Below are 26,096 nucleotides of genomic sequence, written 5' to 3'. Positions count from 1 at the left end.
GTGCCATGTCCAACCCGGGACAGCCGACCGTCAAGAAGGGCGACAGCGGCAACGCCGTCCGCCAGGCACAGCGCGCGCTGCGGCGCACACCCAACACCACACTCGTCGTCGACGGCAGCTTCGGCTCGCTGACCGAGACCGCGACAAAAGAGTTTCAGAAGCAGGTGGGGCTGCCGGTCACCGGCGTCGTCGACGCGGCCACCTGGCAGGCGCTGCCCAACGGCAACCCCATGCCCGTGCTGTCCGAAGGCGCGACCGGGCCGGCGGTGAAGAGCCTGCAACAGGTCCTCACCAACGGTGCGGTCGGCTTGTGGGAGACGACGCCGAAGGGTGTCGACGGCACGTTCGGCCCCAACACGGTCGCGTCCGTGCGGGCCTTCCAGTCCTGGGCGCGCCTCGAGGTGGACGGCGTCGTGGGGCAGAAGACCTGGGACGCGGCCACCGCGCTGGAGTTCATGGTCGGCCTGCAGTACGTCCAGGGTGGCCAGCCGGCCGCCTGACGATGTGGCCGCCACCGCCCGGATGGCGGCCACACCGCGCGTGCCGACCGTCAGGTCAGCTCGATGTAGTCCAGCCCGGCGTAGCCGGTGCCGCCGCCGAAGAAGGGCGAACCCTTCGCGAGGCGGATCACGTTGTACCCGGCGCGCAGGTTGACGCTAACGTTCGCCGTGCCAGCAGATGATGTCCGGCAGCGTGTTGGTGTTCCGCGCGTGGGTGAGGAACGAGCGCATCCACGACTCGTTGTACGTGGCCGTGCTCGGACCGACGATCGGCGTGAGCGTGTCCCGCGCGCGGACCCTCTGGAACGTGCGGACCCAGCCGGCGTTGAAGTCACCGGCGGCGGGGTGTTCCACGTGTAGTCGGGCTCGTTCCACAGCTCCCAGCCGGTGATGTTGCTGACGCTCGTCGCGGCGATCCGGTCGTTCACCTGGGTGTCCACTTTGGCCGCCGGCGCCGACGTGAGGGCGACGCAGGTGGCGGTGGCGGTGACGGCCACGGCCAGCGCCGCCGCGGATGCGCGGGGCGTTCGCACGGGGGGTGCCTCCTCGGGACGGGCCCGGCGCGGCGGGGGAGATGCCGCGCCGGGCGGCGGGCTCAGCGCGGTCGGGGGACTGTCGCGCTGAACGGAGCGACCGTGATTTTGTCGATCACGGGGCGTACTGGGAGCGCAGCAGGATGCCCGGGAACGTCTCCGACGCGTACGTCACGCCGTCGAAGTTGGGCAGCTCGGCGGCGGAGAAGCGCACGGTGTTGGCGCCCTTGGCGAGCCGCACCGGCACGGTGAGCTCCCAGAAGTTGTTGTCGTGGAACGTGTGCGGGAAGAGCACCCGCTGCGCGGCCGCGCCGTTGACGGAGATGTCCGCGTGCCGGGCGAGCGGGTCCGGGTTGTAGTGGGTGGCCGCGGACTGCTCGGGGTTGGCGTAGCGGACGCGCATCGCGTACGTGCCGGCGCTCGGCGCGGCCACCGTGAACGTGAGCGTGTTGGCGTTGCCGGGCGCGCCGCCGACGCCGTCACGGCCGACTGTCCACTGGCGAGGGTCCGGGTCGCGCTCGCCGCGGTGCCGCGCTGGGCCGCCTCCGCCTCGTAGGGTGTCGCGCCCAGCCAGCGGTCGGACGGCGTGACGGTGAGGCGGTCGACGACCGCGGCAGCGACGCCGTCGCCCGCGGCGTCGCCGACGGCCTCCGCGACAACGGCCGGCGCGTGCCCGACGACATCGCCCTGGTCGGCGTCGACAACTGGCTACCCACCGCCGAAGGCTGCCGGCCCGCCCTCACCAGCGTCGACCTCAACCTCCAGCAGGTCGGCCGCACCGCCGCCGAGCTGCTGCTCCAAGCCATCCAACAGGGCACCACCCAACCCGGCGCCCACACCGTGCCCTGCCGCCTCGTCGTCCGCGCCTCGTCCGCGCCCGCGGGTGGCTGAGCCCCGTCCGCGAAAACGGAGCCTAGACGTCGCGGACTTCGATGACGCGGGTGGTGGGGGCGGCGTCGCCGAGCTTGTCGCGGAGAGCGAGGCGGTCGGGGTCGACCATGAACGACTCGAGGCCGGCGCGCGAGGCGAAGCGGATCACGTGCACCTCGGTCGGTGCGTCGGTGGCGCGCATGCGCCTGTCCAGCGTGCCGCCGTGGCGGGGCAGGAGGGCCAGCACCTCGTCCTCGTAGCGCTGGCCGGCCTCAGCGTGGCCCTCCGCCATCTCGACGATGGCGACCAGCAGCAGTTTCCCGTCTGTCACCCGCCGACCGTACGCCACAAGCCGCGGGCCGGCGACGACTAGCGCCGGTGCTGATCCAGGTCGATGACGCGGGGGCCGGGCGGGGGCTGCGGGACCTCGCCGTGGACGCGGACGTCGGTGGCATACGCCAGGCGCTCGGTGGCCTCGGCCATCAGCTCCTGCAGCGGCGCGGCCAGCGACGGGTCGGCCGCCAGCAGCTCGGCCACCTTGGCGCGCCAGATGCCGGCTTCCACCTGGGGTGCGTCGAGGCGGGTGCTCGCCCACATGCGCAGCCTCGAGTCGACCAGCGCCGCCGCCGGCTCGGGGCCCAGTCGGGCGGCCATCTGCTCGTGCAGCCACCGGCCCACCTGGTCGGAGCCGAGGACCCGCACCACGACGCGGGCCGCGTCCCAGGCCAACCGCTCACGGTTTATCACTCGTGTCGTCATGTCGGACCGCCTGTCGAGTGAAACGTGGACGGAGCGTACCACCGCGAGCCGTGCCCGCGGACCCACCGGCGGCCCGGCGCCCGCCGGCCGTCCACCATGGACGGTGGCGGGTCGGTCAGTCTCGCAGGGATGCGGCGACCGCCTCGGCGACGGGAGTGTCGCCGCCGACGAGCTCCAGCGTGCTTCCGGCGGTGGCCGGCGTGTCCAGCAGCGCGACAAGCACCGCGGCCACGTCGTCGCGGGTGACCGCACCGCGCGTGACCTTCGGCGCCAGCCGCACCCGGCCGGTGCCCGGGTCGTCGGTCAGCCGGCCCGGCCGCAGCACGGTCCACTCCAGGTCGCGGGCGCGCAGGTCGTCCTCGGCCGCGGCCTTCGCCCGCAGGTAGGCCGCGAAGACCTCGTCGGTGCCGGCGGGAGGCGTGCGGTCCACCCCGGTCGAGGAGATCAGCAGGTACCGCCGCACGCCGGCCAGCTGCGCCGCGTCGGCCAGCAGGGCCGCGGCCGCCCGGTCGACGGTGTCCTTACGCGCGGCGCCGCTGCCGGGACCCGCGCCGGCCGCGAAGACCACCGCGCCGGCCCCGGCCAGATCGGCCGCCACCTGCTCGGGTGTGGCCGCCTCCAGGTCGCGCAGCACAGGGGCGGCGCCGGCGGCGCGGACGTCGCCGGCGTGGTCCGGGTTGCGGATCAGCCCGGCCACCTCGTCGCCCCGCGCCGCCAGCAGCGCCGCCAGCCGCAACGCGATCTTTCCATGCCCTCCGGCGATCACCACCCGCATGACTCTCACCCTAGTGGCCATGCGGCATGCCGCCGCGGCGTTACGAGACCAGGTCGGCCACGACACAGGCGATGTTGTCGGGGGCGCCGGCCGCGTACGCCAGCTCGACAAGCCTCCCGGCCGCGCGCTCCGGGTCGGCGTCCGGCTCGGCGAGCGTGGCCTCGATGGCCGCGCGGTCGACGTACGCGGAGATGCCGTCGGAGCAGAGCAGGTAGCGGTCGCCGGCCAGGGCGGTGCGCAGCGCCAGGTCGGCCTCGACGTGGTCGCCGGCGCCGAGTGCGCGGGCCAGCAGCGCCCGCTGCGGGTGTGTGGCGGCCTCGGCGCGGTCGAGCGTGCCCCGGTCGACCAGCGACTGCACGTACGTGTGGTCCTGGGTCAGCTGGGTCAGCTCGCCGTCGCGCAGCAGGTACGCCCGCGTGTCGCCGATGTGCACCAGCGCGAGCCGCGAGCCGGCGCGCAGGATGGCGGTCAGCGTGGTCACCGGCTGGTGGTCGGCGGTGGCGCCGCCACGTACCGCGCTGTCCGCCTCGCCCGCCGCCTCCGCCAGCATCGTGAGCAGGTCGGCGGCGGGCGCGTCGGCGAGTTCGAGCGGGCGGAGCGCGTCGATGGCCGCGGTGCTGGCCGCCGCCCCGCCCGGCCCGCGCATGCCGTCGGCGACGGCGAGGAGGCGGTCGCCGGCGTAGGCCGCGTCCTCGTTTGTGTCCCGCGCGGCGCCTGCCTCGCAGCGTACGGCGTGGCGGATGGTCAGGTCGGACATGGTCGAGCCCCTTCCGGAGAGGTCGTCGACGAGGAGGCTGGCCAGGCGCCCGCGCGCGGCGGTGTCGGCGGTGACGCGGCGCCAGTACACGCCGATCGCCGCCGCCGCCTCGGCGGGCGCAAGGCGCGACACGTCCCTGATCTCGGCCAGCGGCATCCCGATGCGGCGCAGGCGCGCGATCAGGCGGGCCCGGTCGAGCTGCGCCGGCTCGTACAGCCGGTAGCCCGACTCGGGGTCCACCGCGGCCGGCCGCAGCAGTCCCGTGTCGTCGTACAGGCGCAGTGCCTTCGCCGTCAGCCCCGACGCGCGGGCGAACGCCCCGATCGTGAGCAGCTCCACGTCGCCATCCTCCTCGTACCGGCCACCGCGGCCGGCACGAACGACCCTGTGCCTTTCCCAAAGGGCAAGGTCAAGACCAGCCGAGGGCAGGTGGCCGCCGGGTGAACATGCTTCGCCGACCCTCTGCGCGGGGCCGGTACAGGTCGTAGCGTGATCGCATGTCCGACACGAACGAGTCGTTGCTGGAGCGCTTCGGCAGCTACCGGGTGGTCGACGACGACGATGACGACCCCACGCTTGTCAACCACGACGGTGAGCCGGTCGACACGTGGCGGGAGGGTTACCCGTACGAGGAGCGGATGAGCCGCGCCGACTACGACCGCGAGAAGCGGCTGCTCCAGATCGAGCTGCTCAAGCTCCAGAACTGGGTCAAAGCCACCGGCGCGCGGCTCGTCGTGCTCTTCGAGGGGCGGGACGCGGCCGGCAAGGGCGGCACGATCAAGCGCATCATGGAGCACCTCAACCCCCGCGGCGCGCGCGTGGTGGCGCTGGAGAAGCCGAGCGAGCGGGAGGCCACCCAGTGGTACTTCCAGCGGTACGTCGCACACCTGCCGGCCGCCGGTGAGATCGTGCTGTTCGACCGCTCCTGGTACAACCGGGCCGGCGTGGAGCGCGTGATGGGGTACTGCACGCGCACCGAGTACCTGGAGTTCATGCGCCAGGCGCCCGAGCTGGAGCAGATGCTGGTGCGGTCGGGCATCCACCTGGTCAAGTTCTGGTTTTCGGTGTCCCGGCGCGAGCAGCAGACCCGCTTCGTCATCCGGCAGGTCGACCCGGTCCGCCGGTGGAAGCTCTCACCGACCGACCTGGCGTCGCTGGACCGCTGGGACGAGTACACCGAGGCGAAAGAGGCGATGTTCTTCTACACGGACACCGCCGACGCGCCGTGGACGGTCATCAAGAGCAACGACAAGAAGCGTGCCCGGGTCAACGCGATGCGGCACCTGCTGAACCTGTTCCCGTACGAGAACAAGGACGTCGAGCTGGTCGGCGCGCCGGACCCGCGGCTTGTCGGCAACGCGGTGGAGATATTCGAGTCCGACGAGCGCCCTACCCACCAGTTTCCCCAGCTCTGAGGCCTTTCAGGCTGGTGCCGGCCAGCCGATCGCGGCGAGGAACTCCTCGACGGCGACCACGACGCGGCCCAGGATCGCGACGGAGTCGGTGAGCGGGCCGGGCACGTACATGCCGTGGTCGGCGTCCGGCACCTCGAACACGTGCGGCGTGAGCCGGCGGGCCAGGTCGCCGTCCCAGAGCTCGTCCGCCGTGCCGCCCACCAGCAGGAACGGCGCGGTCGCCCGGCCCAGCGCGTCGGCCACCCACGGCATGGTGAGCACCGGGGTCAGCCACACGGCGGGCAGCGAGCGCTCGGCGGCGACGGCCGCGGCGTTCGTGCCGAGGGACTTGGCGATCAGCAGGGGACGGCCGCCCAGCCGGTCGAGGAGCGGGGTGACCTGGTCGCACACCCACTGCTCGATCGGCGGGTCGAACGGGCTTGGCGACTCCTGCGACCAGCTGTGCCGGTGCACGGTGGCGCCGCGGCGCTCAGCCACGTCGCCGGCGTACATGAGCAGGGGAGCGGCGGGGCCGAACATGCGGCCGGGAACGACGACGGCATCGGGCACCCGACGACACTAACGCTCCGGGGGCATGATGGGGCCGTGCCTCAGCTGCACTCGGTGCCGGCGCGGCCGCACCCGCTGCCGTGCGAGACGTTCAGCGGGCGCGCGCACCCGCGGCTCCGCCCGTACGTGCTCGGCTACGCGGGCTTCCGCTCCGGGGACGGCGCAGGCACCGCTGATGACCGCGCTGGGCCGGTTGGGCACCCCGGACGACATCGCCGCGGTGGTCGCGTTCCTCGTCGGCCCCGACGGGCGGTGGGTCACCGGCCAGAACATCCGCGCGACCGGCGGCCTGCTGCTCTGACGGTCCGCGGGTCAGGCGCCGTCGCCGGGGGTGCGCCGCGGTGTGCCGTACAGCGTTCCGCGCCTTTCGGACGCCCGCTGCGGGGCGCCCTTCGCGCGCCGCCGGCGGGCCAGCCGGGTGAACACGAACCAGCCGGTGGCCAGGACGCACGCCACGATCACGACCTTCTGGAACACGCCGGCGTACGCCTCGACCGAGTGCCAGTTCTCGCCGAGCAGGTAGCCGGCCATCACGAACGTGGTGTTCCAGATCAGGCTGCCGGACGTGGTGTAGAGCAGGAACCGCCCCACCGGCATCCGCTCGACGCCGGCGGGTATCGAGATCAGGCTGCGGAAGATCGGGATCATCCGCCCGAAGAACACCGCCTTGCCGCCGTGCCGCGCGAACCACGCCTCCGTACGGTCGACGTCGGCGACCTTGACCAGCGGCAGCTTCGCCGCGATGGCCCGGATCCGCTCGCGGCCCAGCGCCACCCCGATGTAGTACAGGGCCAGCGCGCCGACCACCGAGCCCAGCGTGGTCCACGCGATCGCGCCGAAGAGGCTCATCTCGCCCTGGCTCGCCGTGAACCCGGCCAGCGGCAGGATCACCTCGCTCGGTATCGGCGGGAAGAGGTTTTCCAGCGCCACGGCCAGGCCGGCGCCCGGGCCGCCGAGCCGCTCGACGAGGTCGGTGACCAGCCCGGTGAGGCCACCCTCGGGCGGTTGGGACTGGGCCAGGACATCGGTGCGTGCCGCCAGGATCATGACTTCGACGCTATGGACGCGCCGGCCCGCCAACCATGCGGCCGGCCACCCGGTCTCCTGCGGAAAACCTCAGGGCCGGAGGGCGAGTTTCCCCACGGTGGTGCCGGCGGCCAGCTCGGCGAGGGCCTCGCCACCGCTGGCGAGGGGGTACACGGCGGGGCGGCCGGGGGTGTGCACGCCGGCGGCGCGCAGCGTGGCCAGCTCCGCCATCAGCTCGGTGAACATCGCCGGCGCGTGCGCGGCCAGGACGCCGATGTGCAGGCCGACCAGCTGGATCGGGTGGGTGAAGTTGAGCTCCCGGTTGGTGACGGCGGCGTCGCCGGCGGCCACCCCGTACACCACGACGCGGCCGGTCACCCGGCGCGCGGCCGCCAGGCTGGACCGGAACGCCGCACCGCCGACCGACTCCAGTACCAGGTCGGCGCCCGCGCCGCCGGTCAGCCGGAGCACCTCGGCGGCGACGTCCACCGTGCGGTGGTCGAGTGTGTGGTCGGCGCCGAGCGCCCGCACCGCCGGATGCTTGGCGGCCGACGCGGTGCCGATCACCGTGGCACCGTAGTGCCTGGCCAGCCGTACCGCGGCCTGGCCGACGCCGCCCGCGGCCGCCTGCACCAGCACCGTCTCGCCGGCGGCGAGACGGCCGAGCGGTCGCAGCGCGGCCAGGGCGGTGGCCCAGTTGAGGACCAGGCCGAGCGCCTGCTCGCCGGTCCAGCCGGGCGGCACGGGTGCGAGGCCGGCGGCGGGCAGCGCCATGTACTCGGCGAACGCGCCGTACCCGGTGCCGACGACCCGCGAGCCGGGCGGGTGGCCGGTCACCGCCCCGCCCGCGGCGACGACCTCGCCGGCCGCCTCGAAGCCGGCGATGTACGGCGGCCGCGGCCCGCCCTCGTACGTGCCGTGCGCGCGCATGACGTCGGCGAAGTTGACGCCGGCCGCGCACACCTTGATCAGGACTTCGTCCGGGCCGGGTTCGGGGACGGGCACACCGGTCTCGAGGCGCATGTCCGCCGGGCCGTCCCAGCTGGCCTGGAGCAGGGCCCGCATGGTCGTGGGGAGGTTCATGCCGGGACGCTAGAACCCTGACGTAAGCGTGAGGGTCAAGCCGCCGCCGAGCGGGCCGCGCGCAGGTACGCGTCGAGCGCGTCGCGGTTGCCGGTGAGCGCCCGGATGCGCCGGTCCAGCACGTCCCGCTGCCGCGCCACCTCGCCGATCATGTACGCGCACGGCACGTCGGGCATCAGCGCGGCCGGGCCGTCGAGGTAGGGGAGGATCTCGCGGACGATCCGGATCGGCAGGCCGCTCTCGATCATCCCGCGGATCTGCCGCACCGCCTCGACCGCGCCGTCGCCGAAGTCGCGGTACCCGTTGCCGCCGCGGGCCGCGCCGATCAGCCCTTCCGCCTCGTAGTGACGCAGCGCACGCACGCTGACCCCGGTCTTACGCGACAGCTCGCCGATCCTCATCTGCCACTCCTGATCATGGCGTCCACGGTAGCGCGCCACCGGCGGGGGTTTCTGATTCGTGCAAGAGGTGCAACGGCTCGGGGGTCAAAGAGTCTTTGGTACGTAGCTCGCGACGACGACGATGGGACGGGGCATGGCAACGGGGGATGGTGCTCTGCTCGGGCGTACACGCGGCGATCCGCGCCCGGGTCCGTGGATCGCCGGGTCCACGGCCGTGCTTCTCGTCCTCACCGCGCTGATCGGGCTGCCACTGCTGACCTCGGGCGAGGGCTGGTCCGCGTGGACCGTGCAGTCGCACGTGGACGGTTCGGCGACGGTACGGATCCGTGACCTGCGCGAGGCCGCCGGCCTGGAGCGGCGGCTCAGCGAGGCGGGGGTGGCGGCGCACGTGACGTTCGCACCGGAGGGCAAGCGGTGTGCGAATGGCACCGGCCCGTCCGATGTGGACCAGGCGGCGATCTCGGTCAGCTTCGCCGAGGACGCCATCGTCATCCACATCGGACGGTTCGGGGACGGGAGCCGGCTGGCCCTCGTCGCCTTCCTGCTCGTCGGCGGCGGCGTCGAGGTCGACGCCGCCGTGGTGCCGCGGGAGCGCCCGCGCTGCGCCCTCAGGCCCCTCTGACCCGGCCGTTTCCGTTACCCTCCGCGGGCGGAGCGAGCGCGGTCAGGCCGCCGGCGGCGCGCTCCTGGCCAGCAGGGTCTCGATCGCCTCGGTGACCGTGGCGCCGCTGGCGTCGCTCAGGAGGGCGGTGCCGTGCGCGCCCTCGTCGACGAGGAGGATCGTGCGGGAGGTGGCCGGGGTCGCGTCGTAGAGCTGCTGGGCGCTGGTGGCGAACTGGCTGTCCGCCTTTCCGGCCACGTAGAGTGCGGGCGACTGGAGCTTGGGCGCGGCGGCCAGCGCGTCCATCGCGTCGAAGCGGCCGGGCGCCGAGAGCGACACGAGCGCCTTCGGCGGCGGGCTGATCGAGGTGGCCGCGGTGAGGATCGCCGTGGCGCCCTTGGACGCGCCCATGAGCACCACGTCGACGGCGCCCCGGGAGCGGACGTGCTCGACGGCGGCCACCACCTCGCCGTCCAGCGACAGCGGGCTCTCCGGGTCGCCGGACCCGCCCTCGCCGGCGAAGTCGAATGCGAGCACCCGGTACCCCTTGCCGGCGAGCCGCTTGCCGTACGGCAGCCATTCGCACAGGTCGGACGTGTTCTGGTGGGCGAGGACGACGCCGGTGCGGCCCTGGCCCAGCTCGATGCCGACCAGCGGGGCGCCGTCACCCCCGATGAACGCCACCTTGGTACCGCCGGCCGCCTCACCCGTGCAGCTGGCACCGGCCAGGTTGGGCTGGGCCTGCTCGGCCGGCGGCTCGGGGTCGCCGGAACAGGCCGTGACCAGGGCAAGGAGCACACCGGCCACTGTGGACGAAACATAGCGTGCATTGAGACGTGTCAAGACCGTACCCCCGTGGTGTGGACATGTGGGCCGATTCTCCGGCGGGGGCCGCTGGAGGCCGGGGCACCCCCTTGAGAATCGGTTGAGGATCGCTTGAGCCGTTCGGCCCCGTCATGGCCACGCATGGCTGACCGGACTCGCGGCGGAGGCGCGCGACGGGCAGTATCTGTGGTGCGGACCGAGTGGCAGGCACCGAGCGCCGGCGGTGGGGAGCCGGGGCACCTGAAGCTAGTCGGGCCGGCCGCGCGACTATGGGCAGGGAGCTGCGGATCGTGCTCTACCTCAACCACATTGGCCTGGCGAGATGAGCGTCGAGGAGCGGCTCCCGGGTGGCAGCACCGGTGGCGCCGTGCGAGTCGGCGACACCGTGCGCCGGTCACCCGGACGCTGGACCCCCGCCGTGCACGCCCTCCTGCACCACCTGGAGGCCGTCGGCTTCGACCGGGCGCCGCGCGCCCTCGGCTTCGACGAGCAGGGCCGGGAGGTGCTCTCGTACCTGCCCGGCGAGGTGGTCGGCGACACGCGGCCGTGGCCCGCGTGGGTGTACGGGGAGCACGCGCTCCGCGAGGTGGCCGGCTGGCTGCGCGAGTACCACGACGCGGTCGCCGGCTTCGTCCCGCCCGCCGACGCGGTGTGGCGCGAGGGCGGCACCTGGCGGCCGGGCCTGATCGTCGGGCACAACGACGCGGCGCCGTACAACGCGGCCTGGCACGACGGGCGGCTGGCCGGCTTCTTCGACTGGGACTTCGCCTCGCCGGTGACCAGGGCGTACGACCTGGCGTTCACCGCCTTCGCCTGGGTGCCGCTGCACGCCCGCCGCGTGGTGGGCGAGGAGGGCTTCACCGCCTTCGAGCAGCGCCCCACCCGGCTGCGGCTGATGCTCGACGCGTACGGGTGGACCGGCCCGCTCGGCCCGTTCATCGAGACCGTCCGCCAGCGGGTCACCGACTCCGCCCAGGGCATCCGCCGCATCGCCGCCGCCGGCGACCCCGCCTACGTAATGATGCTCGAGCACGGCGTCGACACGGCTTTGGAGACCGCCGCCGAGGAACTAGCCGACTTCCCCCTCTGACCACGCCGGGTCGCGGCCCCTGGTCGCGGTCCGCGTTCGCGGTCCGCGTTCGCGGTTGATCAGGGAGTTGGTGGGCGTGTCCGGCGGCGTGTCCACTCACGAGGTCCCTGATCAACCGCGGAGGCCCGGCCAAGGCTTTCGCCGTAAGAAACAAAAGTGCGTTCAGTCCTAACGGAAGATGTAGACATCTCGATGGCAAGTCCGTTAGGGTCTGACAACGTTAGTCTCATCGAGGTGACCGGCGGCGCGGTGGCCTCGACGTCCGAGGGTTGTGTCCTTGCCGGGGGAGTGGCACCTCCTTGACGGTGGCATAGCCTGCTGTCGATAGGCGCGTCGGCGCGCGCCCTGGCCGCACCACGTCAGCTTCCGGCGTCGGCTCTCCGGCGGTCACCGGGCTGGCTCCATTGCCAACCACGCTCCGCCGCTCGGCGCTCGTTCGCCGTTGTGGTCGGACTCCGTAGCCGCGCAACTGCACCCAACGAAAACGCTGCGCTGCGCTTCGCGCCGCTCCGCGTTTCCGTCGGGCCCGCACTCCCGCTCATCCGCCGACAACGCTCCACTCACCACCCAAGACACCCCTGCCCGCGCTCGGGCCGGCGGCCGACACCGCCTGGCTCGGCACCGTGGGCCGGCTGACGCTGCCCGCGAAACGCGAACCGTCGATCGTGCGCGTCCGCCGGTAGAAGACTCGCGAAAGGTTGTGTCGGACATGCCACTCATCCCTGTGCGGCGCGGTCGCCAGAGACCACCTCGGGGGCCGAGCCGGCCGCTCACCGTGGTCGCGGCGGTCGCCGTCCTGCTGGTGAGCTCCGTCCTCGCCGCGGCGCCGGTCAGCGCGCGCCCGGTCGACGCCGGGGCCGCCGAGGCACCGCAGCAGCTCCTGGCCCAGACGCTCACCTGGACGGCAGGCGACAGCACCCAGGCCTACGCCTCCGCCCCCACGACCGCCGTCGCGGGACCGACCACCATCGTCTTCGAAAACAGCCAGGCCACCGGTAACACCACCGGCATGCAGCACACGCTCACGTTCGAGACGGGCAACCCGGCGTACAACAGCGACGTCAACCTCAACATCCTCGCCGACCCGTTCGACGCCAACCGCGGCCGGCACACAGTGGACGTCGTGCTCACCCCGGGCACGTACCGCTACTTCTGCGCCATCCCCGGGCACGGCACGATGGTCGGCCTGCTCGTGGTGACCGGCGGCCCCGAGGACACGACGCCGCCGAGCGTGACCGCGCAGGTGACCGGCGAGCGGAACGGCGACGGCGACTACATCGGCGCCGCCACGGTCACGCTCAACGCCACCGACACCGGGTCCGGTGTGGACAAGGTGGAGTACGCGCTCGACGGCGGCGCCTACGGCACGTACTCCGGCCCGGTGACCGTCAACGCGCCGGGCAACCACACGGTCAGCTACCGCGCGACCGACGTCGCCGGCAACACCTCGACGCCGCAGTCGGTGTCGTTCACGGTCGTCGACGAGCAGGACCCCGACACCACCGCGCCGGCGGTGACGGCCGCCGTGACCGGTGACCGCGACGAAAACGGCGCGTACGTGGGCACGGCGACGGTGACGATCTCGGCCACCGACACCGAGTCCGGCGTGGACACGGTGGAGTACTCATTGGACGGCGCCGCCTACGCCGCGTACACCGCGCCGCTCAGCGTCACCGCGCCCGGGCAGCACACGGTCAACTACCGAGCCACCGACAACGCCGGCAACACCTCGACGCCGCAGGCAGTGGCGTTCACGGTCGTCGACGAGCCGGACCCGGACACCACCCCGCCGACCGCGAGCGCCCAGATCGCCGGCGAGCCGGACGGTGAGGGCAACTACATCGGCCAGGCGACGGTGACGATCTCCGCCACCGACGCCGACTCCGGTGTGGACACCATCGAGTACTCGCTCGACGGCCAGCCCTACACCGCGTACACCGCGCCGGTCGTGGTCAACCAGCCCGGCCAGCACTCGCTCGTGTACCGCGCGACAGACAACGCCGGCAACACCTCGACGCCGCAGACCATCTCGCTCACGGTCGTCGACGACACGGAGCCGGACACCACCCCGCCGACCGTGACCGCCGCGCTCACCGGCGAGCAGGACGGCAGCGGCGCGTACGTCGGCGCCGCCACCGTCACGCTCACCGCGAGCGACACCGAGTCCGGTGTGGACAGTGTGGAGTACTCGCTCGACGGCGGGGCCTTCGCGGCGTACACCGCGCCGGTCACCGTCAACACCGCGGGACAGCACACGGTCAGCTACCGGGCCACCGACGAGGCCGGCAACACCTCGGCGGCCCAGTCGGTGTCGTTCACCGTCGTGGCACCGCCGCAGGACACCACCCCGCCGACCGTGAACGCGACGGTCGCCGGGCAGCGGGACGGCAACGGCGCGTACGTCGGAGCGGCCACCGTCACGGTCACCGCCACCGACGCGGGCTCCGGCGTCGACCGGATCGAGTACTCGGTCGACGGCCAGCCGTACGCCGCCTACACGGCACCGGTGACCGTCAACCAGCCCGGCCAGCACACGGTCAGCTACCGCGCGACCGACAAGGCCGGCAACACGTCGACCGCGCAGTCGGCCTCGTTCACCGTGGTCGCGGCGCCGGGCGACACGACACCGCCGACGGTGAACGCCACCATCGCCGGCCAGCTCGACGGCAGCTGGTCCTATGTGGGCAGTGCCACCGTGACGCTCACCGGCGCCGACACCGGCGGCTCGGGGCTGCTCCGCGTGGAGTACGCCCTCGACGGCCACGGCTACATCGTCTACACCGGACCGGTCACGGTGAACACCCCTGGGCAGCACACGATCAGCTACCGGGCCACCGACCGGGCAGGCAACGTCTCCACCACCGGCTCGACCGCGTTCAACGTGGTCGAGAGCGGCGCCCAGCCGATGACCTGCCGGGTGGCGGACACGCGGTCGACCGTGTGGATCGGCACGAAGAACAGCGGCGTGCCCAACCGCGCGGTCTCCGGCGGCTGCTGGATCAACAACCTGATCGAGGACGAGAAGCCGTGGGCCACGCCCGCCGACTTCATCGCCCACGTGCAGGAGGTCAGCGACAACCTGCACCGCCGTGGCCTGATCACCAACCAGCAGCGCAACACGCTGGTCCGCACCGCCCGCGAGTCGGGCGTCGGCAAGCCGGACGACAAGCAGGGGTACCTGCCGCTGCTGGACCGCACGCCGGCCTCGTACAACCTCTGGGAGCACGTCGGCGCCGGCGGCTTCCGGCGCAACGCCGACGGCTCGATCACCAGCCAGGCGGTCGACGGGCTCGGCATGCTGTGGTTCCCGGTCCGCGAGTACGGCGACTTCTCGCTCAAGCTCCAGTGGCGGGACGACGCGCCGGGTGACGGGCGGGTCAACAGCGGCGTGTTCGTCCGCTTCCCGCAGGTGCACCAGCACCCGCAGGAGCCGCGCCCCGAGTGGGTCGCCATCAAGTACGGCCACGAGCTGCAGATCTTCGACCGGGCCGACGGCGACATGTACAAGAGCGGCTCGGTGTACGGCTTCGACCGGGTCGACCTCGCCGGCGCGGGCGTGACGCCGAAGGGCACCTGGAACGACTACGAGATCCGCGTGGTGGGCCAGCACTACTCGCTGTTCCGCAACGGCGTGCTCATCAACCAGTACGTAAACGACCCCGCCGCGGTCTTCGACCCGCCCCGCGCGGACGACCCGGGCGGGGCCGGGCGTGAGCACCCGACCGGCTACATCGGACTCCAGAACCACGGTGCCACCGACATCGTGAGCTTCCGGAACATCCGGATCGCCCCGCTGACACCGTGAGAGCTTCCAGGCGCTCGAACCGCCCGCGCGAGCGCGGGCCGGCATTACAGAGATTGGACAGGACCGTGAACACACGAAGGGGACTGGTCCTGGCGGTGCTGCTCGTGACGCTCGCCGTCGCGGGTGGGCTGGCCAGCGCCGGCGACCGCGGGGTCGGCGGATCGACGACCGCCGCCGCTGACAAGGGGGTGACGGCCGTCAACGCGGCGGCCGTCGCCCCGGCCGGGGAGCGCCCCGGCGGCTGCTCCGTCATCGACCGCCGCATGGACCTGTACGCGGTCGAGCTGCCCAAGGACCCGGTGACCAACCAGATCCGGCTCGGCTACGGGCTCACGCCGCAGACCGCCTCGTACCCGGGGCCGCTGATCGAGATGATCGAGGGCAGTGCCTCGCGATCACGCTGCACAACCAGGTGCCGCAGGCCACGCTGGAGCAGCTGCGCCTCGACCCCAACCACCCGATCGGCGTGTCCCTGCACACGCACGGGGTCAAGTACACCCAGATGTCCGACGGCACCGTGCACAGCAACTCGTTCGTGCCGCCGGGCGGGTCGCGCACCTACATCTGGTACGCGCAGCCGCGCAACACGAACACCGGCGCGCAGGGCACGGCCGGCTACTGGTGGTACCACGACCACGTGGTCGGCGGGCCGCACGGTACGCCGGGCATCCGCTCGGGCCTGTTCGGCGGGCTCGTCGTGCGGCGGCAGGGCGACCCCCGCCCGGACCGCACGTACGTGCTCGCCTTCGGTGACCGGCAGACCATCAACCTGCGGCGCAGCAGCGAGGCCGACACCTGCGACGAGCAGAACCCGGTGCCCGGCCCGACCTGCGTGGTCGCGAAGCTCGGCGAGAAGGTCGAGTTCCTCGTCATCGGCATCGGCGACGACATGCACACCTTCCACGTGCACGGCCACTCCTGGGCGGACACCCGCACCGGCGTGATCGAGGGCACCGGCGCGCTCGCCAACTCGATACCGATCATCGACAACAAGACGGTCGGGCCCGGCGACACGTTCGGCGCCCGGGTGATCGCCGGCGAGTCGGTCGGTCCCGGCCACTGGATGCTCCACTGCCACATGCAGTTCCACTCCGACCTCGGCATGTCCACGACATTCCACGTGCTCGACGAGAACGGCGCGATGACGGCGCACGCCGGCCACGCACCGGCCAACCCGGTCCAGGCCGCCCCGGCAGGCGGCGGCCAGGACGCGCCCGCCCACGGAAACCACGGTTGATCCCGGAGGAAACGAGATGAGACCCATCTGGAGGCGCGCGGTGACGCTCGCGTCGGTCGCCACATTGGCGCTCGGCGTGCTGTCGGTACCCGCGTCCGCCGCTCCCGCACCGGTCGACCTGCCCCCACCTGGGGCAGGAGCGCGGTCAACGTACTGGTGTTCCACGGTCCCGTGGCGGAACAGGACGACCCCGTGACCCGGGCCGTCGCGACGATCCGCAGGCTGGGCCGGGACAACGGCTTCTACGTGCACGACTCCTCGGACCCGGCGGTGTTCAACCCCACGAACCTCGCCCGGTACCGCAGCGTGGTCTTCCTGTCCGCCAACGGTGTCACGCTCAACGACAAGCAGGAAGCGGCGTTCCAGGCGTACATCAAGGGCGGCGGCGGCTTCCTGGGCGTGCACGACGCGGCCCGCGTGCAGCCGAGCTCGGAGTGGTTCACCGGCCTGATCGGCACCCGGCCGGCCGCGGGCCTGCCCAACGCCGAGAAGATCGTGGAGGCCACGGCCAGCGCCCAGAACACGCCGAACGAGGGCGTGGCGCAGCTCATCGACGGCTCGACCGGCACCAAGTGGCTGACGTTCGCGCGCACCGGCTGGGTCATCGCCAAGCTCGGCGCGCCGGTTGTCGTGTCCCGCTACGCCCTGACGTCCGCCAACGACTTCCCCGGGCGCGACCCGCGCGACTGGACCCTCGAAGGCTCCACCGACGGGCAGAACTGGACCACATTGGACACCCGCACCGGGGAGACGTTCGCGGGCCGGTTCGAGACGCGGCAGTTCACCTTCACCAACACCACCGCGTACCAGTACTTCCGGCTGAACATCACCGCGAACAGCGGCGAGCCGATCATCCAGCTCGCCGAGCTGTGGCTGATCGGCCCGGACGCGGGGCCGCCGCCGGAGGCGACCGTGCAGGAGGCGGTGGTCAGCTACACCGACCGCCAGCACCCGGCCAACAAGGGCTTCCCGCTGACGGCCAAGCGCTCCGACCAGTGGATCAACTGGAACCCCAGCCCGGTCGGCCGCGTACACACCGTCGCGCAGGTGCAGGAGCACACGTACAACCCGGGGCTGAGCCGCAACGGCGCGTTCCACCCCATCTCGTGGTGCCGTGACTACGACGGCGGCCGCTCCTTCTACACCGGCATGGGGCGCACCGAGGCGAGCTACACCTCGGACACGCGGTTCCAGAGCCACCTGCTCGGCGCGCTGCAGTGGACCGCCGGGCTCGTGCGCGGCGACTGCCAGGCGACGATCGCGGCCAACTACCGCGGCGAGCGCCTGACCACCACCAACCAGACCGGGCAGCTCGACCAGATCGGTGAGCCGCACGGCCTGACCATCGCACCGAACAACGGCCGGGTCTTCTACGTCGGCAAGGCCGCCTGCGCGAGCGGGCCGATCGTCGACTGGAGCAACCCGAACGTCGGCAAGGGCTGCGGCACCATCCACCAGTGGGACCCGCAGACCAAGCAGGTCAAGCTGCTGACCACGCTCGAGGTCATGGGCAACCGGGGCAGCGGCAGCGAGCTGGTCAAGAACGAGGAGGGCCTGCTCGGCATCACGCTCGACCCGGCGTTCGCGGACAACGGCTGGATGTACGTGTACTGGATGCCGCACGCCTCGATCGACCGGGAGAAGCGGATCGGCAAGCGGACGGTCTCGCGGTTCACGTACAACGCGGCCGCGTCGACGATCGACCTGAGCAGCCGCAAGGACCTGCTCTCCTGGGACGTGCAGATCCACAGCTGCTGCCACGCCGGCGGCGGCATGACGTTCGACGAGTCCGGCAACCTCTACATCGGCAGCGGTGACAGCAACTCCTCGGGCGGCTCGGACGGCTACTCCGGCAACAACTGGACCCAGGAGTTCGCCGGCATCTCCTTCCAGGACGCCCGCCGCACGGCCGGCAACACGAACGACCTCAACGGCAAGATCATCCGGATCCACCCGGAGGCCGACGGGACGTACACCATCCCCGACGGCAACCTCTTCACCGGCCTCGAGGAGGGCGGCGGCAAGACCCGGCCGGAGATCTACGTGATGGGCGTGCGCAACATCGCCCGGATCGCCTGGGACGCCGAGAACGACTGGCTGACCGCCGCGTGGGTCGGGCCGGACGCGGGCGCGCCGAGCCCCGAGCTGGGCCCGGCGAAGTACGAGACCGCGACGATCATCACGTCCGCGGGCAACCACGGCTGGCCGTACTGCATGGGCAACCGGCAGCCGTACCGCGACCGGTCCAACACCGACGCGACGGTGCTGACCGGCTGGTACGACTGCGACAACCCGAAGAACGAGTCGCCGCGCAACACCGGTCTCGTCAACCTTCCGCCGGTCCGGGACAACATGATCTGGTACTCGCCGCAGGGCGGTGGCCCGGTCTTCCCGGAGCGCAGCGACGGCAGCGGCATCCCGACGTACGTGCAGTCCGAGAGCACCTACACGCAGCCGTACCTGACCGGCGGCGGCCAGGCGGTCATGGACGGCCCGACCTACCACCGCTCGCAGGTGAACACGAACAGCGGCGTGGCGTGGCCGGAGTACTGGGAGAACAAGTGGTTCATCGGTGACCAGTCCAACGGCCAGAACCGCGTCGCCATCACGGTCAACCCGGAGACGGTGCCGCAGGCGGGCGCGCCCGCGTTCGCCGAGGACCTCAAGCCGATGATCCAGGTGGGCAACGGCGACAACCAGCTCGACTCCTGGATGGACGCGAAGTTCGGCCCGGACGGCGCGCTGTACCTGCTCGACTACGCGGACGGCTTCTTCAGCCTGCACGCTCGCCAGAAGCTGAGCCGCGTCGTGTACACGGGCGGACCGGCCACCCCGCACCCGAGCCTGGCGACGGCCCGCTCCATCGCGCAGGCCCAGCCGCGGACGGTCTCGTTCTCGGCCGCCAAGGCCGGTGGCGTGGCGTGGGAGTGGGACTTCGGCGACGGCACCGCCAAGTCGACGGCGCCCCACCCGACCCACACCTACAAGCGGTACGGCACGTTCGAGGCGACCCTGAAGGTCACGTACGCCGACGGCCAGTCCGTCTCCTCGAAGATCGCGGTCAACGCCGGCTGCGTGGCACCGGACTCGCGACCGACCGTCCAGCTCCTCGAGGTCGAGACGGGCGTCGCCAACCGGGTCGCCGGCGGCGGCTGCACGATCAACGACCTTATCGACGACGAGGCCAACTGGCCGAACCACAACGAGTTCGTCAACCACCTCGACGAGGTGCTCGCCGAGCTCACCGCGGCGCACGTGATCGACAACCGCGAGGCGGGCGTGCTCCGGCGGGCCGGCGCGCAGTCCGCGATCGGCTCGGTCCCCGGCTACAAGAGCATCTTCGACGGCACGGCGTACTCGCTGTCCGGCTGGCGCCAGGCACCGGGTGGCTCGTTCCAGGTACGCCCGGACGGCACGATACGCACCATCGGCGGCCTGGGCATGCTCTGGTACGCCGACCAGCAGTTCGCCGACTACTCCATCAAGCTGCAGTTCCGGGACGTGTCACCGGAGGGCACGCGGGCCAACAGCGGCGTCCTCGTCCGCTTCCCCGACCCGCGCACCCCACTGGCGCAACGGCCTCCGGGCAGCTGCGGCACGATCGGCTCGGCGGCCACTTCGCAGGCGTGGGTCGCGATCTACTGTGGACACGAGATCCAGCTCTACGACGGCGATACCGGCGAACCGCAGAAGACCGGTTCGGTGTACAACTTCGACCCGAACACCCTCGCCCAGTCCGGCGCCACCGCCAAGAACGTGTGGAACGACTACGAGATCAAGGTCGAGGGCCAGCACTACACGATCATCCGCAACGGCGTGGTGATCAACGAGTTCGACAACACCCCCGGCAAGCAGTCGTCCCGCGCGGGCGACCCGTCGACGGACCTGCGCCAGTTCGTCAGCGGCTTCATCGGGCTGCAGAACCACGGCACCAATGACCTGATGGAGTTCCGCAACGTGCGCGTGCGCGAGCTCTAGACAGGGCTTCTGGGGTAGGTCGCCCCGTCCCGCCACGAGCGGGGCGGGGCGACCGCCTTTTCGGGCGAGCGCGCTGTCCGAAGTGCGGCCGCTCTCCAAGAGCACAAACCGAAGAACGCATCGGGCTACCGCGACGTCCGCCGTGGTCCGGACCGTCGCTCCCGCGGCCTCGCCCTCCGCCCCCGGTCACCCTCACCCCGGCCCGCGAACCTCACCCACCGCGCGCGGCCTCACCACCCCTTGACCGGCGTCGACTACGGCCTTGTCGAACAGATCGTGGACGCTTACCGCCCCTCCAGGGGCTGTTGAGTCCCTCAAGGGCAGCCAATGTCCACGATCACGAGCGGCCACCCCGCTCGAAGACCAACATCCCCTCCAACGCCCTCGCCCCGCGCGTTGTGGCGCCGACCGCCCGCCGCCCGCACCAACGCCACCACCGTGCACGCCCTGTGGCAGGACCGCATGCTGGTCGAGGCCCCGCGGCCCGCGCGGCACCGTGCACTGCTTGCCGCGGCCGGTGCCCACCCGCGTCCGCACCACCTCGCCGGTGTCGGCGCGGAACACGCGCCGACGTGGCCCGCGGCGCGTTGCCGCGGCGGGGGCGACCGTGACCAGGCGCGGAGGGTGAGGCCGCGGGAGCAACGGTCCGGACCAACCGCGGACATCGCGGTAGCCCGGATGTGAAAGGGCTAAGCGGCGCGGAGGGTGAGCAGCGTGATCTCGCTGCGGGCGAAGATGCGCAGCGGCGGGCCCCAGAAGCCGGTGCCGTTGCTGGTGTAGAGCTGGGTGCGGTCGCCGTGCCGCGACAGGCCGCTGACCGTGGGTTGGTCCAGGCGCACCAGGTAGTGGAAGGGCCAGATCTGGCCGCCGTGGGTGTGTCCGGAGATCTGGAGGTCGATGCCGTGCGTGACCGCGGCGCTGACCTGCTTCGGCTGGTGGGCGAGCAGCAGCACGGGCAGGTCCGGGTCGGCGCCCTCCAGCGCGGCCGCGTGGTCGGCGCGGTGGCCGGGCAGGCCCGAGCCGGCGGCGGTGCGGTCGTCGACGCCGGCCACGACCAGGCGGTCGCCGCCGCGCTCGACCACGAGGTGGCGGTTGTGCAGCGCCTCCCAGCCCAGGTCGCGCATGTGGCCGAGCCAGCCCTCGGCCTCGCCGAAGTACTCGTGGTTGCCGGTCACGTAGGCCCTGGCCAGCCTGGCGCGCACGTCGCCGAGCGGGGCGGCCTGCTCGCGGCGCTGGGCGACCGTGCCGTCGGCGATGTCGCCGGTGTGGCAGGCGATGTCCGCGTCCAGGCCGTTGACGACCTCGGTGACCTGCCGCGACCAGCGTGCCCGGTCCAGCGGGCCGTAGTGGGTGTCGGTGAGCAGGACGACCCGCAGCCCGTCGAGCCCGGCGCCGAGGCGGGGGAGGACCACGTCGACGCGCTTGACCCTCGGCACGCGCATCGCCTCGACCCAGCCCCAGACCACCAGCACGGCGGAGACGGCCAGGACCGCGGCGGCGACCACCCGCGAGCGGGTGGGGTCGGCGACGCCCGCGGCGGCGAGCACGAGGCGCAGCAGGTTGCCGGCGATGGCCCAGACGAAGAGCACCCAGATCACGCCGAGCATGGTGTCGCCCGCCACAGCCGCCGCGTCGATGCGGCGCGGGCCGTGGCCGAGGACCATCAGCGCCGGGAACGTGAGCAGCGCCACCGCGAACAGCGCCGTGCCGGCGGCGGTCAACCCGCCCGGCCAGCCGGCGCCCGACGCGACGAGCGTCCACCACGGGACGCCGAAGAGCAGGAGCAGGATCGCGGTCAGGACCGCGCCGAACCGGAGGACCCGCCCCCACCGCCGGGTGGGTGCCGCCTCCACCGCCTCACTGACCGCCACGCGCACGCTCCTCGCTGTCCATCAGTGCAGCATGACACCGCCGCGGCGCCACCGGCCACGAAAAACGTCGTGGAGAACGCCGGCACGGTGACCATCACCGGTTGGACGTTCCTCTTCCCGATGGACGACGGGGTCGAGGTCACCGAGTTCTGGAACGCTGTGCTGATCTCGCCGAGCGGCATCGTCAGCGCCCGCGACCAGGAGCACAACTCCACCCTTGAGCCCGGCCAGCGGGTCGGCTTCGGCTTCGCGGCGCGCGGCACGCAGAGCGGCGTCCCGGCCAGCTTCACCGTCAACACGGTCGTCTGCTCGACCGTCGACTGACGCCCGGCGCTCAGCGGAGGGTGATGACGTTGCCCGTGATGAGGCCGGCGGCGTCCGAGACAAGGTAGGCGATAACGGCGGCGACCTCGTCCGGGGTGGCGACGTGGTAGAGGCCGCCGGCGCTGGCCACCGCCTCGCGGATCGAGTCGGTCACCCAGCCGGTGTCGGTCACCGGGGGGTGCACCACGTTGGCGGTGATGCCCAGCGCGGCGAGCTCGGACGCGGCGGACATCGTGTAGTTGGTCTGTGCGGCCTTCGCCGCGCCGTACGACACCTCGGTCGGGAAGCCGAGGTCGCCGCCGGAGGTCATGCCGATAATCCGGCCCCAGGTGGCGCCACGGGCGGCGTGGCGGCGGGCCAGCTCGCCGATCAGCAGGGCCGGGGCCATGGCGTCGACCGCAAACTGCTGCGACCACGTCGCGTGGCTCACCGGCTGCATCGCGCGGCCGTGGCCGTCGGTGTCGGCCGGGGTGAACGTGTCCTGCACCCAGCCGGTGGCGTTGTTGATCAGGATGTCGACCGGGCCGAGCAGCTCCTCGGCCGTGTCGAAGAGGCGGGCCGGCGCCGCGGGGTCGGTGAGGTCGGCCTCGACGGCGATCGCACGGCCGCCCGCGGCCTCGATGCCGGCGACCACGTGGTCGGCATCGCGCAGGCGGTTGTCGCGGTAGGCCTGCGGGACGCCGGGGTCCTCGGCGTCGCGGACCCGCCAGTACGCGCACAGCACAGCGGTGCCGGCGGCCGCCAGCGCGGTGGCCGTCGCCGCGCCGATCCCGTGGTTGGCGCCCGTGACAATCGCGACATGTTCGCTCACAGTCGGGCAGTCTTGCCGCCGCCCGGGGTCACCGCAACGGAGTTTCAGCCGTCCAGCGCGTGATAGTCGATCTTGCCGTTGGGGCGGCGGGGAAGGCGGTCGATGCCCTCCGCCCGCACGCCGAGGCGGTGCAGGCCCAGCGCGCCCGTCACCACCGCCACGACCTGGGCAAGCACCGCCCGGTCGGCGGTCTCGCAGACGACGCGGATGCGGTCACCGGCGGGTACGGCGGCGGCGACGGCGAACGGCGCCGCGAGGTGCTCGACGGCGTCCAGGTTGGCCCGCACGCCGAAGGCCTTGCCGATCCGGCTCAACCGCCCGTGCAGCCACAGGTGGCCGTCGGCGTCGAGGTGGCCGCTGTCGCCGGTGTGCAGGACGCCGCCGAGGTCGTCGCCGCGGGCGAGGTCGGCGGCCGTCTCCGCGTACCCCATCATCACGCCGGGTGAGTGGCAGACCACCTCGCCCGCCTCGACGCTGAGCCGCACGCCCGGGATGGGCGGCCCCACCGAGCCGAGCTTCTCCGGCAGCCGTCCGGGCGGGAGCACGCAGATCCGGGAGCCGGCCTCGGTCTGCCCGTACATGACGTACAGCCCGCCGGCCGTGAGCTCGTGCAGCCGGGTGGCCAGGTCGTCGGGGAGCCGGCCGCCCGAGACGGTCAGCGACCGGACGGTCGGGCTGCGCTCGGGGTGCCACGGCAGGCGGCGCAGCAGCTCGTACGTGTGCGGCACTCCGGCGATCGAGGTGACGCCGTGCCGGTTGACCGCCCGCCAGAAGTCCGCCTGCAGGACGCCCTGGCGGGTGACGACCACGGTGCCGCCCGCCTGCAGGTGGGTGTGCAGCACGCTGAGCCCGAACGTGTAGTAGGGCGGCATGGTCGTCACCGCCACGCCGCCGCCGTCGATGCCGAGCGCGCCGCGGATCGAGGTGGTGATCGCCGCCACGCTCGCCCGGGACATCCGCACGAGGCGTGGCCGACCGGTGGAGCCGGACGTGGCCAGCAGCAGGCCGAGGTCCGGATGCGGGAGGACCTCGGGAGGCGTCCGGCGCACCCACGCGCCGCTCTCCGCCGCGTACCCCGCAGGCGGCCGCGCCCCGGCACCCAGCACCGCCGCCGGCGCGAACGTGCCGACCAGCTCGCGCACCGGCACCGCCACCGAGTCCGGCCCGCACAGGAGCACCGGCCGGCCGGCGCGCGCGGCGCCGAGGTACCGCACGATCGCGGCCACCTCGTTGACGACCGGGCAGATCACGACCCCCGGTGGGGCGGCGTCGAGCGCTCTGGCCACCGCGTCGACCTCTACGGCGAGCCGATTTCCGGAAACTTTCTCATCACTGGCCGCGTCGACCAGGCACGCATTTCCCAGCGAAAACAAGCCGGATCACCACCCCGTGCGGCGACTGCCGAGGCCACGACTCTAGCGCTCCGCGTCGAGATATCGAAAATCAGCCGGAAGGTTGTTGACACTGCTCTGGAGATCGATGAGTCTCACGCCATGACGTTGACGGGGACTCCACTGCTCCGCAGCCAGGAGAACGTCTGGGAGTACGTGTACTGCTTCGCGCCCGACAGCCCGGGCCGGATCGGCTGCAACGTGTTCAACACGATGGAGCTGCCCGGGCCGGTCGACGCGGACGCGTTCCGGCAGGCCGTGGCGGATGTCGCGCGGCGGCACGAGGCGTTGCGCACCGTGTTCGCCACCATCGAGGCCGACCCGCTGACCCGCGTGGCCGACGACCTGGAGCCGTCGGTGCGGGTGGTCGACCTCTCCGCGCACCCACCCGCCCGGCGGGCCGCGCACCTGGCCGGTCTGCTGGCGTACGAGAGCCACCGCGACTTCGACCTGCGCGACGGTCCGCTGTGGACGGTCACGCTGGTGCGCCGATCGGAGACCAGCCACCTGGTGGCGGTGGCGATGACCCACGTCATCGCGGACGGCTGGTCGACGGGTGTCTTCCTGCGCGACCTCATGGCGGCGTACCGGGCACGCCTCGGCGCCGGGCCGCCCCTCGCCCCACTGGAGGTCACCTACGAGCAGGCGCTCGCCGCTCCACAGTGGAGCGACGAGGAGCTGGCCCGCCGGACCGGGTACTGGAGGCGCCACCTCGCGCCGCTGCCGGACCGCTCGCCGTTCACGATGGCGCCGCTGACCCCCGGCCTCGACGTGCAGGCCGAGGCCAACCTCGGCATCACCCTTCCCGGTGCGCTCGCCCGGGCGCTGGGCACGCTGGCCCGGCAGGAGCGGATGACGCCGTTCGTGCTGCTGCTCGGCGCCTACCGCGTGCTCCTCGGCGCGCTCACCGGCTGGGACCGCGTCGTCATCGGCAGCGCCACCTTCGGCCGCGAGTCGCCGGGCAGCCGCGAGCTGATCGGCCAGTTCACCCACAACCTGTACGTGCCGACGGTCATCCCGCCGCACCGCACGCTGCGCGAGGCGCTCGGCGAGGTGCGCGGCGCGGTCTTCGGCGCGCTGCGCCACAACGCGTCGTTCAAGCAGATCGCGCCGGCGGTAAACCCCGACTTCGAGCGGATGCGCCCGTGGCCGTACTTGCCGCTCTACCACGCCTGGTTCATCTCGGCGCCACCCGGCAACGCGCAGGGCCGGCCGGACGGGCCGGCGGACCACGACACCGGGTTCACCGAGACCCGCATGCCGGGCCGGCCGCGCGCACTGCCCGAGTCGGTGGGCGACAAGGCGGCGCTGTGGGCCAAGAAGGGCGAGCCCAACCTGACGATCAGCGACGACCGCCGGGCGGTGTTCGTCCGGTACAACCCGTTCATCTACGACCGCGACGAGATGGTCCGGCTGGTCACCGGATACCGGCACGTGCTGGGCGAGCTCGTCCGCGACCCGCACCAGCGGATCGCCGACCTGCGCCTGGAGTGAC

General features: G+C 72.5%; 26 protein-coding genes. 12 read left to right on the top strand and 14 right to left on the bottom strand.

The window, feature by feature from the left end:
* Nucleotides 1-5: 5 nt before the first annotated feature.
* Nucleotides 6-500 carry a peptidoglycan-binding domain-containing protein gene (locus tag Phou_RS02475; protein WP_173053164.1) on the top strand — a complete coding sequence of 165 codons (495 nt, stop codon included), beginning with the start codon at nt 6-8 and terminating at the stop codon, nt 498-500.
* A 156-nt stretch (nt 501-656) separates the two neighbouring features.
* Here the strand turns inward: Phou_RS02475 and Phou_RS02470 are convergent, their stop codons facing one another.
* Nucleotides 657-854 carry a hypothetical protein gene (locus Phou_RS02470; RefSeq protein ID WP_178134952.1) on the bottom strand — a complete coding sequence of 66 codons (198 nt, stop codon included), beginning with the start codon at nt 852-854 and terminating at the stop codon, nt 657-659.
* 33 nt (nt 855-887) lie between these two features.
* On the opposite strand from Phou_RS02470, the gene Phou_RS02465 reads away from it, so the two are divergent.
* On the top strand, nt 888-1,124 hold the full coding sequence (locus Phou_RS02465) for a hypothetical protein (RefSeq protein ID WP_173052321.1): 237 nt from the start codon (nt 888-890) through the stop codon (nt 1,122-1,124).
* Between the two features lie 24 nt (nt 1,125-1,148).
* On the opposite strand, the gene Phou_RS50570 is transcribed toward Phou_RS02465, so the two are convergent.
* Nucleotides 1,149-1,466: a carbohydrate-binding protein gene (locus Phou_RS50570; RefSeq protein WP_178134951.1), complete on the bottom strand. Its 318-nt coding sequence runs from the start codon at nt 1,464-1,466 to the stop codon at nt 1,149-1,151.
* A 56-nt stretch (nt 1,467-1,522) separates the two neighbouring features.
* Between Phou_RS50570 and Phou_RS54260 the strand changes: the two genes are divergently transcribed.
* On the top strand, nt 1,523-1,924 hold the full coding sequence (locus Phou_RS54260; RefSeq protein WP_173058062.1) for a substrate-binding domain-containing protein: 402 nt from the start codon (nt 1,523-1,525) through the stop codon (nt 1,922-1,924).
* Nucleotides 1,925-1,946: 22 nt separating this feature from the next.
* On the opposite strand, the gene Phou_RS02450 is transcribed toward Phou_RS54260, so the two are convergent.
* The 4 genes from Phou_RS02450 to Phou_RS02435 all read right to left on the bottom strand — a co-directional run bounded on the left by Phou_RS02450 (nt 1,947) and on the right by Phou_RS02435 (nt 4,533).
* Nucleotides 1,947-2,234 carry a hypothetical protein gene (locus Phou_RS02450; protein ID WP_246273144.1) on the bottom strand — a complete coding sequence of 96 codons (288 nt, stop codon included), beginning with the start codon at nt 2,232-2,234 and terminating at the stop codon, nt 1,947-1,949.
* A 38-nt stretch (nt 2,235-2,272) separates the two neighbouring features.
* Nucleotides 2,273-2,662, bottom strand: a complete 390-nt coding sequence (locus tag Phou_RS02445) for a hypothetical protein (protein WP_173053163.1) — start codon at nt 2,660-2,662, stop codon at nt 2,273-2,275.
* Nucleotides 2,663-2,777: 115 nt separating this feature from the next.
* Complete coding sequence (locus Phou_RS02440) at nt 2,778-3,437, bottom strand: NAD(P)H-binding protein (RefSeq protein WP_173053162.1); 660 nt, start codon at nt 3,435-3,437, stop codon at nt 2,778-2,780.
* A 40-nt stretch (nt 3,438-3,477) separates the two neighbouring features.
* The gene (locus tag Phou_RS02435; RefSeq protein ID WP_173053161.1) at nt 3,478-4,533 is read right to left on the bottom strand and encodes a MerR family transcriptional regulator; all 1,056 of its coding nucleotides are present in this window, start codon (nt 4,531-4,533) and stop codon (nt 3,478-3,480) included.
* A gap of 158 nt (nt 4,534-4,691) precedes the next feature.
* Between Phou_RS02435 and ppk2 the strand changes: the two genes are divergently transcribed.
* Nucleotides 4,692-5,609 carry a polyphosphate kinase 2 gene (ppk2, locus tag Phou_RS02430; RefSeq protein WP_173053160.1) on the top strand — a complete coding sequence of 306 codons (918 nt, stop codon included), beginning with the start codon at nt 4,692-4,694 and terminating at the stop codon, nt 5,607-5,609.
* A gap of 6 nt (nt 5,610-5,615) precedes the next feature.
* Here the strand turns inward: ppk2 and Phou_RS02425 are convergent, their stop codons facing one another.
* Nucleotides 5,616-6,158, bottom strand: a complete 543-nt coding sequence (locus tag Phou_RS02425; protein WP_246273142.1) for an alpha/beta hydrolase — start codon at nt 6,156-6,158, stop codon at nt 5,616-5,618.
* Between the two features lie 25 nt (nt 6,159-6,183).
* Here Phou_RS02425 and Phou_RS55280 point away from each other — a divergent pair, with 25 nt between their 5' ends.
* Nucleotides 6,184-6,459 carry an SDR family oxidoreductase gene (locus Phou_RS55280; RefSeq protein WP_218578662.1) on the top strand — a complete coding sequence of 92 codons (276 nt, stop codon included), beginning with the start codon at nt 6,184-6,186 and terminating at the stop codon, nt 6,457-6,459.
* A gap of 11 nt (nt 6,460-6,470) precedes the next feature.
* Here the strand turns inward: Phou_RS55280 and Phou_RS02415 are convergent, their stop codons facing one another.
* The 3 genes from Phou_RS02415 to Phou_RS02405 all read right to left on the bottom strand — a co-directional run bounded on the left by Phou_RS02415 (nt 6,471) and on the right by Phou_RS02405 (nt 8,668).
* Entirely contained in the window at nt 6,471-7,205 is a 735-nt protein-coding gene (locus Phou_RS02415) for a DedA family protein (RefSeq protein WP_173053159.1), read from the bottom strand.
* A 69-nt stretch (nt 7,206-7,274) separates the two neighbouring features.
* Entirely contained in the window at nt 7,275-8,267 is a 993-nt protein-coding gene (locus Phou_RS02410; RefSeq protein ID WP_173053158.1) for a zinc-binding dehydrogenase, read from the bottom strand.
* A gap of 35 nt (nt 8,268-8,302) precedes the next feature.
* Nucleotides 8,303-8,668, bottom strand: coding sequence for a MerR family transcriptional regulator (locus tag Phou_RS02405; protein WP_173053156.1), 366 nt, complete (start codon nt 8,666-8,668; stop codon nt 8,303-8,305).
* A 214-nt stretch (nt 8,669-8,882) separates the two neighbouring features.
* Between Phou_RS02405 and Phou_RS02400 the strand changes: the two genes are divergently transcribed.
* A complete protein-coding gene (locus Phou_RS02400; protein WP_173053154.1) occupies nt 8,883-9,290 on the top strand; it encodes a hypothetical protein in 408 nt (135 codons plus the stop codon).
* Nucleotides 9,291-9,332: 42 nt separating this feature from the next.
* Here Phou_RS02400 and Phou_RS02395 read toward each other — a convergent pair whose 3' ends face one another.
* Nucleotides 9,333-10,067 carry an alpha/beta hydrolase gene (locus tag Phou_RS02395; RefSeq protein ID WP_173053152.1) on the bottom strand — a complete coding sequence of 245 codons (735 nt, stop codon included), beginning with the start codon at nt 10,065-10,067 and terminating at the stop codon, nt 9,333-9,335.
* 349 nt (nt 10,068-10,416) lie between these two features.
* Between Phou_RS02395 and Phou_RS02390 the strand changes: the two genes are divergently transcribed.
* The 4 genes from Phou_RS02390 to Phou_RS02375 all read left to right on the top strand — a co-directional run bounded on the left by Phou_RS02390 (nt 10,417) and on the right by Phou_RS02375 (nt 20,204).
* Nucleotides 10,417-11,184, top strand: a complete 768-nt coding sequence (locus Phou_RS02390; RefSeq protein WP_173053150.1) for a phosphotransferase — start codon at nt 10,417-10,419, stop codon at nt 11,182-11,184.
* Between the two features lie 709 nt (nt 11,185-11,893).
* Nucleotides 11,894-14,989 carry an OmpL47-type beta-barrel domain-containing protein gene (locus Phou_RS02385; RefSeq protein ID WP_173053148.1) on the top strand — a complete coding sequence of 1,032 codons (3,096 nt, stop codon included), beginning with the start codon at nt 11,894-11,896 and terminating at the stop codon, nt 14,987-14,989.
* A gap of 412 nt (nt 14,990-15,401) precedes the next feature.
* Nucleotides 15,402-16,226, top strand: a complete 825-nt coding sequence (locus tag Phou_RS02380; RefSeq protein WP_173053147.1) for a multicopper oxidase domain-containing protein — start codon at nt 15,402-15,404, stop codon at nt 16,224-16,226.
* A 192-nt stretch (nt 16,227-16,418) separates the two neighbouring features.
* Nucleotides 16,419-20,204 carry a ThuA domain-containing protein gene (locus Phou_RS02375; RefSeq protein WP_246273140.1) on the top strand — a complete coding sequence of 1,262 codons (3,786 nt, stop codon included), beginning with the start codon at nt 16,419-16,421 and terminating at the stop codon, nt 20,202-20,204.
* Between the two features lie 689 nt (nt 20,205-20,893).
* Here the strand turns inward: Phou_RS02375 and Phou_RS02370 are convergent.
* Nucleotides 20,894-22,075 carry a metallophosphoesterase gene (locus tag Phou_RS02370; protein WP_173053146.1) on the bottom strand — a complete coding sequence of 394 codons (1,182 nt, stop codon included), beginning with the start codon at nt 22,073-22,075 and terminating at the stop codon, nt 20,894-20,896.
* A 24-nt stretch (nt 22,076-22,099) separates the two neighbouring features.
* Here Phou_RS02370 and Phou_RS02365 point away from each other — a divergent pair, with 24 nt between their 5' ends.
* On the top strand, nt 22,100-22,399 hold the full coding sequence (locus tag Phou_RS02365; protein ID WP_173053145.1) for a cellulose binding domain-containing protein: 300 nt from the start codon (nt 22,100-22,102) through the stop codon (nt 22,397-22,399).
* A 10-nt stretch (nt 22,400-22,409) separates the two neighbouring features.
* Here Phou_RS02365 and Phou_RS02360 read toward each other — a convergent pair whose 3' ends face one another.
* Both Phou_RS02360 and Phou_RS02355 read right to left on the bottom strand, forming a co-directional pair.
* Nucleotides 22,410-23,210 carry an SDR family NAD(P)-dependent oxidoreductase gene (locus tag Phou_RS02360; RefSeq protein ID WP_173053144.1) on the bottom strand — a complete coding sequence of 267 codons (801 nt, stop codon included), beginning with the start codon at nt 23,208-23,210 and terminating at the stop codon, nt 22,410-22,412.
* Nucleotides 23,211-23,254: 44 nt separating this feature from the next.
* Nucleotides 23,255-24,583: an AMP-binding protein gene (locus Phou_RS02355; RefSeq protein WP_371872065.1), complete on the bottom strand. Its 1,329-nt coding sequence runs from the start codon at nt 24,581-24,583 to the stop codon at nt 23,255-23,257.
* Nucleotides 24,584-24,703: 120 nt separating this feature from the next.
* Here Phou_RS02355 and Phou_RS02350 point away from each other — a divergent pair, with 120 nt between their 5' ends.
* Nucleotides 24,704-26,095, top strand: coding sequence for a condensation domain-containing protein (locus tag Phou_RS02350; protein WP_173053143.1), 1,392 nt, complete (start codon nt 24,704-24,706; stop codon nt 26,093-26,095).
* Nucleotide 26,096: the final 1 nt, after the last annotated feature.

The sequence above is a fragment of the Phytohabitans houttuyneae genome (genome assembly GCF_011764425.1).
Classification (GTDB): Bacteria; Actinomycetota; Actinomycetes; order Mycobacteriales; family Micromonosporaceae; genus Phytohabitans; species Phytohabitans houttuyneae.
This window is presented reverse-complemented; position numbering and strand designations above follow the sequence as displayed.